Below are 12,002 nucleotides of genomic sequence, written 5' to 3' on the forward strand. Positions count from 1 at the left end.
ATGCTCCACCGGGTGAATCCGGCCCCGTGAGGCGCTTCCGCGAGACCATCCGGCGCAACCCGATCCTCAACACCGCCTGGCGCGCGGGCGTCTTCGCGGTCGGCGCGACCGTCCTCGCCGGCGGCCTCGTCATGATGGTCACCCCGGGACCCGGCATCGTCGGGATCGTCCTCGGCCTCGCCATCCTCGCCACCGAGTTCGCCTGGGCCCAGACCGCCCTGCACCGCGCCAAGGCCGCCGCGGAGCGCGCCAAGGAGAAGGCCCTCGACCCCCGCAAGCGCCGCCGCAACACCGTCCTCGGCGCCACCGGAGGCGTCCTCGCCGGCGCCCTCGTCGTCGGCTACCTCGCCGCCTACGGCTTCGCCATGCCGTGGAACGTCGAGGACCTCACCTTCTGGAACTGATCACCGATCACCTAGCGTGATCACATGGATCACGCCCGTCACCGGACGGTACGCGAGCACTGGACGGCCTTCCGGGAGTCCCCGTTCCTCCCCGCCGTCGTCCTGCTGTTCATCCTCGCCGCCGCCGCGGGCCTGTTCGCCGGCTCCTACTGCTACGCGATGGCCAACCCCGCCCCCCCGCCACGTCCCCATGGCCGTCACCGGCCACGGCGAGTCCGCGCACCTCGTCCAGACCCTCGACGCGGGCCTCGACACCTCCCTGTCCGTCCGCCACTACGCCACCTACGCCGCCGCCCGCGCCGCCGTCGACGAGCAGCGCGAGTTCGCCATCCTCGTCCTGCAGGGCGACCGCGCCCAGCTGGACGTCGCGGCCGCCGCCGGCGCGTCCGTCTCCCGGCTCCTCACCCAGGCCGCCCCGATCGCCGGCGAGAAGGCCGGCGTGCCCCTCGCCGTCCGCGACATCAAACCGCTCCAGCCCACCGACCCCCAGGGCCTGGCGATCTTCTACGTCTCCCTCGCCTCGGTGATCATCGGCTTCGTGGGCGCCATCCAGCTCAGCGTGCACGCCCGCGCCCTCAACGCCGGCGAGCGCATCTCCTTCATCGCCGCCTACGCCGTCCTCGGCGGCCTGGCGATCTGCGCCGTCGTCGACGGCCTCCTCGGCGTCCTGGACCTCCCCTTCAAGGAGTCCTGGGGCATCTGCGCCCTCACCATGTTCACCAGCGGCATGGTCTTCACGATGTTCAACACCCTCGTCGGCCGCTGGGCCATGATCCCCACGTGGGGCCTGATGGTCCTGATCGGCAACCCGTCCTCCGGCGGCGCCGTCTCCTGGCCCCTCCTGCCGTCCCCGCTCGGCGTGATCGGCCGCTGGCTCCCGCCCGGCGCGTCCGTGAACGCCCAGCACACCGCCATCTACTTCCACTCCCACCAGCACGTCCTGCCGTTCGCCGTCCTGGCCGCCTGGTCCCTGGTCGCCACGACGATCTTCGTCGGCTGGCGCCACCGCCACCCCGGCGGCCGCGCCACCGCCCCGCCCACGCCCGCTGATCGCCGCGCTCGATGAGCGAGCACCCCTCGACATGCGCTAGAGTTTCGGACGTCGGAACGCCCTGCAGGACGTTCCGCCGGGGCGATTAGCTCAGTGGGAGAGCGCTTCGTTCACACCGAAGAGGTCACTGGTTCGAACCCAGTATCGCCCACAAAACCCCAGCTCAGAGGCATGCTCTCACCGAGAGCATGCCTCTTCGTGCATCCAGCCCCCGCCGAAGAGGTCACAAGTTCCCGCAGAGGCGTTACCGCAGGTCACAGCCCCGTCAGGATGGTCTGCGCAAGTGTGGGAGAGTTCCTGGGGCAGATCTGGGGCACGGATCTTGCCCCCCGCCCCAACTGTGTTCAGCAGAAGACCTTCACTTTAGTGACTTTGCGTAGTCTTCCATGTCGATCAAACGAGTAGGGCGGGAGCATCGCCAGGGAAACGCTCCGCGTGGGGTGACGTGGCCCAGGGGACCGAGCGGCAGATCCCTGCGCTCCTCAGGGGCATCGCTATCCAGGGGCAATTGGTGATGTGTGGTGTTGAAGGTCAAGTCAATGGGGTCAGGCGGCCGTCGATCTTCTGGCTGATGCTGGACTCCACTTGCCCAAGCGCCCATCGCTGGTCATCGGCGTGGTTGTGCGCGCCAGGGGCACGGTTCAATTCGGTCTCCAGCCGCGCGAACTGCGCACCATCCAGCCGCGGCCCCCGTGCGGGACTTTGGACTGCAACCTGTCGGTCCCGCCAGCGGCGTCGCGACTGGCGGCATTTCCCCACCTGCCGGGAGCCGCCCCACGACTCGGCGGCGACCTGCGCGTTGGAAGGGCCAGCGGCATACCACCGCGGCGCCTGCAGCCAGACCTGCTCCCGTTGGGCACGGCCGGCATCGGTCATCTCAGCCGCCACGGGGTGTCTGGCAATGCCACCGGCTTAGGCCCCGCCGCCGGCCGGTCCGCTTACCTAACCGCCATGCCCTATAGCCCTCAGTGTGCTCTCCACCGTGGCGACCAGGCGTTCTTTCGCTTCGGATGCTCCGCCGAGCGCCGCCAGTTGCTGCCAGGTCGGGCGCGCTGCCTCATGCCGACTCCTGCCTCGCGGAACGCGTCGGCCAGCCGCTCGTTCAGCGGACGGTCGATACGCCGGGCGAAGCTGTCCAGCGCCTGCTGATGGCGGGATCGCTCACGGGTCGACGTTGGCCCCATGCACGCGCGTCTTTGGTGAAGTTCACCCGGGCGGACGAGAGAGTGATGGCCCGGGAGTCTTCGGGCTCGACGGCGAGATGAACGCCGGCATCGTGCACCGCCAGCAGCGCCGCTGCCTTCACCGCCGCCCGGGATCGAGGCCGCTGACACTGGTCGGCGACCATGGCGGGGTGAGTCCTCGGAGCGGTTCGGTGAGGTCACGTTGAGGACGCTGCAGGGGACGAAGTCCGTTGTCGTTTCGGCGCAGCTCAGAGCACATCGGTCGGCTCCGTGGTTCGCCCGACTCGATGTCGGATTGCGCTGCGGTCAATGTTGGGCGTGGCGGGCCGCCGGTGCCGTAGCGTGCCCGTCCGTGGCGAGCCCCACGCTCCTGAGCGTCCTGAAGGATCGAGCTGTGGCGCCCCTGTTCGTCGCCCGCGCGACGTCGGCCACGGGGAACGGGTTCGGGCGCGTCGCGCTCGCCTGGGGCGCTTTGCACCTGGGCTACGGCGCCGGCGGGCTGTCGCTGGTCTTGGCGTGCCAGGCCCTCCCGCAGTTGCTGCTGGTGCTCGTCGGCGGGGTCATCGGTGACCGGTTCCGCAGGCAGCACGTGCTGGTCGGCGCCGACGTGCTGGCCGCCGCGACCTGGAGTGCGCTCGCCGTCGCTTTCGCCGGCCGGGACACGCCGCTGGCCCTGGCCGCTGGGCTGGCGGTGCTGACCGGTGTCGCCACCGCCATCTTCACCCCGGCCGCTGAGGGGATCATCGCCGATCTGGTGCACGCGGAGCGGCGGCCAGCCGCCAACGCGCTACTGCGACAGTCCACCTCGACGGGCCTCATCGTCGGCCTGGCGCTGTCGGGACTGGTCATGGCGATCCTCGGCCCGGCCTGGGCGGCCGGGCTGAACGCCGCCTCGTTCGCAGTGTCGGCCGGGCTGCTGACCCGATTGGCGATCCCCGCCAGGCGGCGCACCGCAGCGCCGCTGCTCGCCGAGTTGCGCAGCGGCTGGCGCGAGTTCGCCGGCCGTGAATGGCTATGGGTTCTGTCTCTGCAGTACACCGCGGTGATTGCGGCTTCGTCGGCGTTCGTGGGAGTGCTCGGGCCGCTGTACGTCGCGGAGGGCAACGGCGGGTCGCGCGCCTGGGGCGTCATGGCCGGCTGCCAGTCGCTCGGGACCCTGCTCGGCGGCGGCCTGGCCGCCCGGCTGCGCCCTCGCCGCCCGATACTGGTGGCGGTGCTGGTGACCGCGCCGTCCGCTGCGCCCATGCTGCTGGTGGGGCTGCATACCCCGTGGATGGTCGTGGCGGCGGTGATGCTGATGTGCGGAATCTGCCAGACCATCTTCGGAGTGCTGTGGTCCACCGCGGTTCAGAACGACGTGCCCTGCGAGGCCCTGTCGCGGGTCGCCAGCTGGGATCTGCTCGGCGCGCTCGCGCTCGCGCCTCTGGGTCTGCTGGTCGCAGGCCCCATCGCTTCTGCGGTGGGGGTGGAGGCGACCGCGGCCGCAAGCGCCGTGCTCATCCTCGGCGCGACCACCGGCGCGCTCGCATCTGGGCAGGTGCGTCGGTTCGGTGCCCCTGCCGCCGATCAAAGGGCCGGCGAGCCGGTCGGGACCTGAGGGACATCGGAGGTGTCTGCCACCGGTTAGGGCGAGGGTGCCGAGGAGGCGTCGCCGGACGCCGTCGCGTGCGAGCCGGCAGACGACTCGGCCCCAGTGGTTACTCGGAGCCGCAAGCGGTGTCGTCGTTCCGCCCAGCGCGTGTGCCCTGGTCCCGGTCTTCGGCTGGGGCCGACCGCCCCGGCGCGGTGGTCCCGGCGCGGTGTCGGCGCGTCCGCCATCACGTCTCCTCGCCCTGGTCATCGGCTGGATCCAGGCGGTGCGGAGTCGAGGGCGCCGGTGTGCGCGGCGGCGCCCGCGGCGGCCAGGCGGTCCTTCAGCGCCAGGCGGTCGCGGCCGCGCCTAACCAGGGCGTGGCAGTTGGGGCACAGCGCCAGCGCGGCGGCGGGTTGTAGCGGCCGCCGCGGGCGTGGGCGTCGGTGCGGCGGAGCTGGTCTCGGCCGGCGGCTTCGGCCGCCCGCACCCGCTCGCACAGCCGCCGGTACCGGTCCACACCTCAAGTGGCTGCGCGTATGTGGGCTCGTCGTAGGGCGGGGGAGTTTGGCGTACTCGGCGGCGTTGTCCCTGCCGAAAACTACATCCGTGCAGGTTGAGAGCTGTGACGGTCGATGGCGGCACGCCACGGTGTGATGGCTCGGCTGATCGCGTCTGATGTGGTGCAAGGACGCTGCTGTCCCGGCATGATGGTCGGCTGTGTTGTTGCGCTTGGCGTACTTGAGCGCGACGAACACGTTCGCGGTCGTGCGTTTTCTTCCAATGAGCGACCGGGACTATGACGCCGGGATCTTGGCCCTGCGGCACCAGGTCACGATCTTGGAACGCCAACTGCGAGAAGAAGGTGCGGTTCACCCGCGCCAGACCGGGCGTTTCTGGCGGCGTTACTCCATCGCTTGTCGCCCAGGGTGCTGCGCCGGATCAGGCTGCTGGTGGGCCCCGGCACCGTGATCCGTTGGCACCGTGACCTTGTTCGGCGCCGGCACGCTGCCCGGTCCAAGCCGAAACGGCAGGGGCGACCGCCGACTGTGCGTTCCGTCCGCGTCCTGGTGCTGCGCCTGGTCCGGGAGAACCCCGGTTGGGGATATCGGCGCGTGCGTGGCGAACTGCTGGTGCTCGGGGTGAAGGTGGCCGCGTCGACCGTGTGGGAGATCCATGATGCTGGAATCGACTCGGCACCTGAACGCGCCGCCGGCACGTGGGCCGCCTTTCTACGCTCCCAGGCCGACACGCTACTGGCGTGCGACTTCCTGGCGACGGTCACCCTGACCGGGCGCGCATGTACGTGCTGGCCGTGATCGAACACCGCACCCGCCGGATCCGCATCCTGGGTGCGACCGCCCACCCGACCGCCTCCTGGATGACGCAGGCGGCCAGAAACATGGTCATGAACCTGGAAGACGTCGGTTGCCAGGCAGGATGGTTGGTCCGTGACCGGGACGGCGAGTACCCCGATCTGTTCGACGCCGTCCTGGCCGACGCGGGCATCAAGACGGTGCTCACCGGCGTCGGGATGCCGAGAATGAACGGGGTCATGGAACGCTGGATGCTGGCCTGCCGCCGTGAGCTTCTAGATCGGACCCTGGTCTTGAACCAACGGCACTTGCTTCATGCGCTGCGCGAGTTCGAGATCTTTTATAACCGCCATCGTCCTCACCAGAGCATCACGAACGCCCGACCGTGCGCCCCGCCGCCCCCGCCGATCACCGACCCCGACCAGATCGCCCGGCTGGACGTGCGAAGACGCCAACGCCTCAGCGGAATCCTCAACGAGTACGAGCATAGGGCGTGACCTGCACGGATGTAGTTTTCGGCAGGGGCAGGGGCAGGGGCAGGGGCAGGGGCAGGGGCAGGGGCAGGGGCAGGGTCGGGACCCACGGGCTGCCCCACCATGCGCGCCAGCCGAGGCCGCGCACGCGGATGTCCTGGGCGTTCAGCCGGGCCAGCACCGCGGCGTACTCGCGGGGGGTCCGCGCCAGGTCGGCGATCAGCAGGCGGCCGCCCGGCCGCAGCACCCGGTACGCCTCGGCGATCGCTTGGGCGCGGGCGTCCGCGCCGAAGATGGTGTGCACCGTCAGGCTGGACACGACCAGGTCGAAGCTCGCCTCCGCGTACGGCAGTCTGCGCAGGTCACCTCCTTGCACGCGGACGCGGTCGGCGACGCCTTCGGCGCGGGCGTTGCGCAGGGTCGCCGCTGGGGTGTTGCCGGACTGGTCCCGTCCGCGCCACAGGTCCACGCCGACCGCCCGCCCCTGCGGGAGGCGCCGGGCGAAGGCCAACAGGACGGCGCCGCGTCCGCAGCCGAGGTCGAGCAGCCGTTCGTCGCCACGCAGGTCCAGCTCGTCCAGCACGTCCCGCCAGACCAGGAACTTGCCCCGCAGGGTGGCGTGCAGGCTCAGGGTCAGGCATCCCGCCAGCAGGGTGCCGGAGACCAGCGCGGGCAGCGCGGCGGCCGGATCGGCGGTGACCGCCATCACCAGCCCGGTCACCCAGAACCCCAGCACGACCAGGCCCACGAAGCCGAACCCATAGGGCGCATCCATCCCATACCGCGCGGCAGGCATCCCGCCACTCTGCCACGAACCGGCCGCTCGGGGGCCGGCCACGACGCCCTGGTCCACCGGCGACCAGCTTGCTGGCGAGTACCTCACACCGTGGTCGGTCCTTATCCGCGGCGGCGACGTTCGGCAGCTGGCGACCTGTCAACGCTCTACACCGTTTTGGTCACCGTCCGGAATGAGGGCACCGGCCTCGGGATGTCGATTATCAACGCCGTGACTTCGATATCGCTGGACTGCGAGGCGGCCTGCGCCGCACTCGTCAGGGATCGCACGGTCTGGTCCCGGTCAAGGGCTGCCGCTGTCCTGCGCCGAGGATCGGCTAGGTCGTTCCAGTGTTCGGTGGCGAACCAGGCGCAAACGTAGATGCCGCGGGTCGCGCCCGTGGCGGGCAGGTAGTCACTGACGAGCTGTTCCTGCAGGTCGGTGAACAGATGAGTGTTCCAGCAGCCCTTTACTTCAATCGGGCAGCTCGGCAGGCGACGGCCGGCGGCGGCTTCGGTGGCGGTTGGCAGCACGTCCACCGACAGGCCGTGGCCCTTGCTGGTGGTCTGTTTGACAAGCACCTCGCGATTCACGACGAGTTGTTCGCCGAACTCCTGCGCGAGGTGGTCTCTCAATGCGGCAGACACGTCGGGTTCGTATTTGGGGTTCCACACTTTGGTAGCGTCTGCCGCGGCCGACGCTGGGCGGGTCTCGTTCCAGAGTGTCTGTCCAATGTCGCGCATGCGGATGCTGAATCGGTCGAGGGAGGCGAGCACGGCTCGGTACAGCGCATCGTCGTCGTTGACCAAGGTGCATTGCGCGTTGGCCAGCAGATCGGTCAGTTCCGCAACGTTGACGCCACGCCAGCTTTCGTCGTGCTCGCGCGCTTCGGCGTGCGCCAACGCCGACTGGAGGCGGTAGTCGCCGGGGCGGCTGGCGACAAGCCCGGCCAACGCTGCTAGCGCATCGGGTGTGGCTCTTCCCTGCAACTCTGCGACTATGCCGTTGCGCCAGTCCCGGACGTGCTGGTCGTCAGAGGCGAAGCCGTCAGTGAGAGTGTCGGTTTGGCTGCTCCAACGTGCGTCGACCCACCGCCACAGTTCGGCCAGTTGCAAGTCTGTCAGTTGCGGCAGGACGACCTCGTCGCCGCGCTGACGGGCGAGGGCGACAACGAGGGCAACTCCAAAGTCCTCGTTGCTCTGCATGCTGGCGATGGCGTCGTCCCAGCCCAGCAGGCCCGCGGCGAGCAGGGCTTCAGTGGCTAGCACTCGCACCTCGATGGGGGTGAGGGTGGAGCCATCGGCCAAGTCGCGTACCCATACCTGTGTCTGCTCGTGGCGCGGCAGGAGGAAGCGCGCGAGGTGGGCGGCGATGCCGCAGGTGATGGACAGCCTGGTCTGCAGATCGTTTTCCGATGGGTGCGGTTGCTGCAGGTCATCGACGAGGTCGGTGAGTCTGTTCAAGTCGGCGACGGTGCGAGTCACGGTGTCGACAACGTTGTGCAGCACCGTGTCGAGCCGGTCGCCCATGGTGTCGTCGTAGCCGGGCGCGATGTCGTCCAGGGTGCCCAAGAGCCGGTCGGCCTGCGTCATCACCTCGATGTAGCGTAGTGCGTACTTTCGGTAGTTGTCGGGTGCGTGCTGCTGTGCTTTGTCTTTCAGGATGGCGTGGGTCGTAGGGGCGCAGAAGCCGTCGAGCCACAGAATCGTCGGTGTCCATTGCTGCCACACCTGCTGCGGCAGTGCGTCCAAGCGGGCGTTGCCGTCGTGTCGCCGGGCGAGGTAGGCGAGGGCAACGTAGCCGGCGAAGGCCCTGAACGGCAGGGTGCCGGGCTTGTCCAGCCAGGCATCGCCGACGGCGTCGTCGCTGCACAGGTATCGCTCAGCGGCGGACAGCAGCACGGCTTCGTCGACGGGAATCAGCGGGTAGCTGGGCCAGGAGAACAGGTCGTCGTCGACGGTTAGGCCACCGGTTCGGGGATCGACTCGGAGTTGAGCGCAGAGCGCGAGGAATCCCTCGGGCTCGCCCTGCGCGCAGCCAGCCCAAGCCGCTTCAAGCGCCGACTTGTGCGCGGCTGCGCCCTCCCAGGTGCCGTCCCGTTGCAAAGACCATTCATGCTCCTGGCGCATCCTGTGGGCCGCTGGGCTGTCGATCTCGACCGCGTCGAACCAGGGCCCGACGGAGTCGTCGAAGATCGGCTCTCCCCGGTGCGCCCAGACGAGTTCCTGTTGATCAACGTCGGTGCGGTCGAAGACGAGCTGGATAAGTCGTACTGCATGCATGGCCCACTCTGTGCCGCTGAGGGACAGTAGCCACGCGAGGTCCGCACCTGTCACCAGTCCACGCGTCCGGCTGCCGCGCAGCCCGATTACGACGAGTCCGGCCTGCTCCGGGGGGAGGTGTCGTAACGTGGCGAGTACCAGTGAACGCCGCAAGGAGTTCTCCGCAACGGAAGCATCCTCGAAGTGCTCAGGTGCGGCGACGTCCTGATGGTGCTGGACGGCGGTGGCGAGCAGCCATCCGACTTCGTTCACCATGATGTTCAACTGCGTGCTGTCGAGGGCGCGGGACAACAGCGTGGCCATGACACGGGCGCCGCGTCGCGTTCCAGTGAGCAGCGGGTCCAGTACGGCTGGCGCTGCGCCGGTGGGCGGGTTCTCGTTGGCCCACTCGTCTGCCGAACCGCTGCTGACGGTGTCGACGGTTAGCGTGATCGCTCTAACGAGGTCGGTAAGGATCTGGTCGTCGACATCATCGAGAAACCGCTCCAGAAAGAGCGCGTATGAGCCGATGAAGTCATCCTTCTGCGGGTGGGTGAGAGCAGCGACGAGCTCATCGGCGGTGAGATTAGCTGGCCAATTCGTCTCCAGCGCGAGGCCGCGCAACTGGTCCTGCGGATCACGGTCCGGGTACGCGGTGACCTCATCAAGGACTGCGCGTAGGGTCTTCGATGCCGTAGTGGCGTCCAGGTCGATTAGCGCGTGCGCCACCGACGATCGCAGGTAGGAGTTGGTGGTGTTGCTGAGCAGCAACTCGACCAGGTCGGGAACCGATCCGTGCCCACCGGCGCGTCTGGCGATCTCCACGGCGACCCAGGCACGCCGGGACACTGGATGGCCCAGGTGCGGACCGGCGTCCTGGTCCAACGGCGCGCGGAGCGCCGGGCGCAGCTGTTCGGCCAGTCCAGGGTGTGCCAGCCGCCAACGCCGCCGGTCGGTCCGCAGTTCCGGCTCGGGCGCGTCCAACAGGTAATCCACCAGAGAACGCCGGACGGCGGCGACGTTCACCAACCCGGCGTGCGTCACGATGGTGTGCGGGTCGACATCGACGAGCCAGCCGTTGCGGTCAGGAGCGAGCGCGACCAACCAGGCAGCGGTCTCGCGCAGCCGGGATGGTACTCGCGTGCTGCCGAGGCTGTTGGTGCGGGTGAGCAGGGCGCGGAGCTGGTGTTCAGGAACGACATGCGCCGTGAGGTACCGCGCGGTCAGGTAAGCGGCGATGCTGGCGTGCACGACCGCCAATCGGCCGGGCCCGCGGCTGGTAAACAGAGCGGTGGTGAGTGTGGCGTCGACGAGTTCGGGGGTGACCGTGAGTTCGCCGCCGCCGATGCGCTCGGTGCCGGCGGCGAGCTCGCCAGCCAGCAGTTCGTCGGCGGCGATGGGCACGGTCCGTGCGATCGTGCTCCGGCCGCACAGCATCCCGTAAGCAGCGAGCCTGGCGGCGACCGCGAGCCGTTGAGGCCCGCTCCCCGCCGGCTTCTTGGTGGCTTCCCGGTCACGGTCGGGGTCCTCGACGAGCCGCAACAGTCCCTGCTCGTACAGTTCGACCGCGGAGTCGGGCAGGTGTCCGGCCTGCTGATAGGCGATCAGCAGCAGGTCCAGGGTTAGGGGGAGCACGGCCAGTGGTACCGCCCCGGCCTCCACCACCGCATCGAGGAAGGCCTCACCATCGGCCCCGCGGGCGGCAGCCAGGGCCGCAACGTCGGTACGTCCAAGCGGGAGCAACTCGACGACTTCGAAACTGGGCAGCAACGTCTGCAGCCGGGTGCCAAGGGTCTTAGGCCAGTCTGCGGTCCGACACCCGAGCAAGACCCGCAGCGAGCGGTGGCGCTGCAACTCGGACTCCAGGTGATGGTTGAGGCTCTTGGTCGGGATCGGGCACTCGTCCATGCCATCGAGCACGAGCGTGAGGCGGTCCGCAGTGCCGCCCTTGGCTACCGCGGAGTCCACTGCGGAGAGCCGATACTGTAGATCCTGGACGTCGGCGACGGTATCCAGGCCGATGTGGATGACCTCGTCGTCGCCGGCAGTCAGCTCCTGCAATGCCCGAGACTTGCCGATACCTGGCTCGCCGAGAACGGCCAACGAGCTGGTAGGAGCGATGGCGGCAAGGTCCTGCTGACCCTCCGCGACAGCGTTGGACCGAAAGCCATCATCGTCGACGCTGTATTCGCCGCCGAGCGGCACGACGTCGCGGCCTACCACGATCGGGAACAGCACCGACGAGTCCTACCCTTTCTTGGTCGGACGACCTGAGCGGACCGTGCGGAGCCGTGAATCGGTCGTGGGCGAGCACTTCCGGATTCTTACGGAAACTGGGTGACGATCCGGAGCGAACACTACACGGAGGCTCCGACAGTTGAGGTGGTGGCAACGGCGGTCTGGAAAGTGGGGTGGGCCGTGCGGCCACCTTGTCGAGCGCGCGGCTTGAGCCCGTCCGGGGTGTGCTGTCGAGACCATGCAAATCGTTTGAAGAGCCAGTCGCGAGCGCGGGAGCATTTCCGGTGTGACCGGGAGCGAACTGACGTGGCAGGACCTTGATCGCCTGATCAGCGGCAACGGGCTGACGGATCAAGGTGTGGAGACGATGCGCTGGGCCCTGATGAGGTTGCGGATGCTGCTCGGAGATTCATGGCTGGCCCGGCAGTACCGCAAACAGGGCTGGCTTCCCGGCGAGCTGCTCTTCGCCGGCACCCATGTGTACGGGCTACCGCAAGCGCTGTGGTTCGTCCTTCGGCTCGATCACGCGGTCACCGAGCCCACCTTTACAAAGGTCAGAGCCGAGCTTCGACGTGGTGCCGACCGAGCCATGTGGCGACACACTGAGCCTTTTTCAGTGTGATGCGGTCTCGCGGAGTTGCAGGGTGTGGATGGCTTTGGCGAGGCGGCCGGCGCGGTGGGGGCAGCAGCGCAGCTTCCGCAGGATTCGCCATGACTTGAGCTGGGCGTT

At 68.8% G+C, this 12,002-nt stretch carries 9 protein-coding genes, 1 tRNA gene and 1 pseudogene; 7 read left to right on the plus strand and 4 right to left on the minus strand.

Going from position 1 to position 12,002, the window contains the following annotated elements; translation table 11 throughout:
* Positions 1 to 26: 26 nt before the first annotated feature.
* The 3 genes from J4557_RS27770 (at position 27) to J4557_RS27780 (ending at position 1,606) form a co-directional block, all read left to right on the plus strand.
* A complete protein-coding gene (locus J4557_RS27770; RefSeq protein ID WP_307800246.1) occupies positions 27 to 404 on the plus strand; it encodes a PGPGW domain-containing protein in 378 nt (125 codons plus the stop codon).
* A 190-nt stretch (positions 405 to 594) separates the two neighbouring features.
* Positions 595 to 1,470 carry an ABC-2 transporter permease gene (locus tag J4557_RS27775; RefSeq protein ID WP_243776420.1) on the plus strand — a complete coding sequence of 292 codons (876 nt, stop codon included), beginning with the start codon at positions 595 to 597 and terminating at the stop codon, positions 1,468 to 1,470.
* A gap of 64 nt (positions 1,471 to 1,534) precedes the next feature.
* A tRNA-Val gene (locus J4557_RS27780) sits at positions 1,535 to 1,606 on the plus strand.
* Positions 1,607 to 2,557: 951 nt separating this feature from the next.
* Here the strand turns inward: J4557_RS27780 and J4557_RS27785 are convergent.
* Positions 2,558 to 2,803 (minus strand): hypothetical protein, encoded by a 246-nt coding sequence (locus J4557_RS27785; RefSeq protein WP_208269679.1) that lies wholly within the window; start codon positions 2,801 to 2,803, stop codon positions 2,558 to 2,560.
* Positions 2,804 to 2,991: 188 nt separating this feature from the next.
* On the opposite strand from J4557_RS27785, the gene J4557_RS27790 reads away from it, so the two are divergent.
* The 3 genes from J4557_RS27790 to J4557_RS27800 all read left to right on the plus strand — a co-directional run bounded on the left by J4557_RS27790 (position 2,992) and on the right by J4557_RS27800 (position 6,022).
* Complete coding sequence (locus tag J4557_RS27790) at positions 2,992 to 4,236, plus strand: MFS transporter (RefSeq protein ID WP_307800247.1); 1,245 nt, start codon at positions 2,992 to 2,994, stop codon at positions 4,234 to 4,236.
* A gap of 1,022 nt (positions 4,237 to 5,258) precedes the next feature.
* Positions 5,259 to 5,528: a hypothetical protein gene (locus J4557_RS27795; RefSeq protein ID WP_208269681.1), complete on the plus strand. Its 270-nt coding sequence runs from the start codon at positions 5,259 to 5,261 to the stop codon at positions 5,526 to 5,528.
* Positions 5,510 to 6,022, plus strand: coding sequence for an integrase core domain-containing protein (locus tag J4557_RS27800; protein ID WP_208269682.1), 513 nt, complete (start codon positions 5,510 to 5,512; stop codon positions 6,020 to 6,022). Before J4557_RS27795 ends, J4557_RS27800 begins: the two co-directional genes overlap by 19 nt.
* Here the strand turns inward: J4557_RS27800 and J4557_RS27805 are convergent.
* Both J4557_RS27805 and J4557_RS27810 read right to left on the minus strand, forming a co-directional pair.
* Complete coding sequence (locus J4557_RS27805; RefSeq protein ID WP_208269683.1) at positions 5,997 to 6,773, minus strand: class I SAM-dependent methyltransferase; 777 nt, start codon at positions 6,771 to 6,773, stop codon at positions 5,997 to 5,999. The two genes, J4557_RS27800 and J4557_RS27805, sit on opposite strands and share 26 nt — an antisense overlap.
* A 167-nt stretch (positions 6,774 to 6,940) precedes the next feature.
* Entirely contained in the window at positions 6,941 to 11,272 is a 4,332-nt protein-coding gene (locus tag J4557_RS27810) for a hypothetical protein (RefSeq protein WP_208269684.1), read from the minus strand.
* 286 nt (positions 11,273 to 11,558) lie between these two features.
* On the opposite strand from J4557_RS27810, the gene J4557_RS27815 reads away from it, so the two are divergent.
* On the plus strand, positions 11,559 to 11,894 hold the full coding sequence (locus J4557_RS27815) for a hypothetical protein (RefSeq protein ID WP_208269685.1): 336 nt from the start codon (positions 11,559 to 11,561) through the stop codon (positions 11,892 to 11,894).
* Here J4557_RS27815 and J4557_RS27820 read toward each other — a convergent pair.
* Positions 11,886 to 12,002 (minus strand): annotated as a pseudogene (locus tag J4557_RS27820) (IS5/IS1182 family transposase); the annotation flags it as partial. The gene J4557_RS27815 and the pseudogene J4557_RS27820 sit on opposite strands and share 9 nt — an antisense overlap.

Origin of the sequence: Actinomadura nitritigenes (assembly GCF_017573545.1) — a bacterium.
Taxonomy (GTDB): Bacteria; Actinomycetota; Actinomycetes; order Streptosporangiales; family Streptosporangiaceae; genus Spirillospora; species Spirillospora nitritigenes.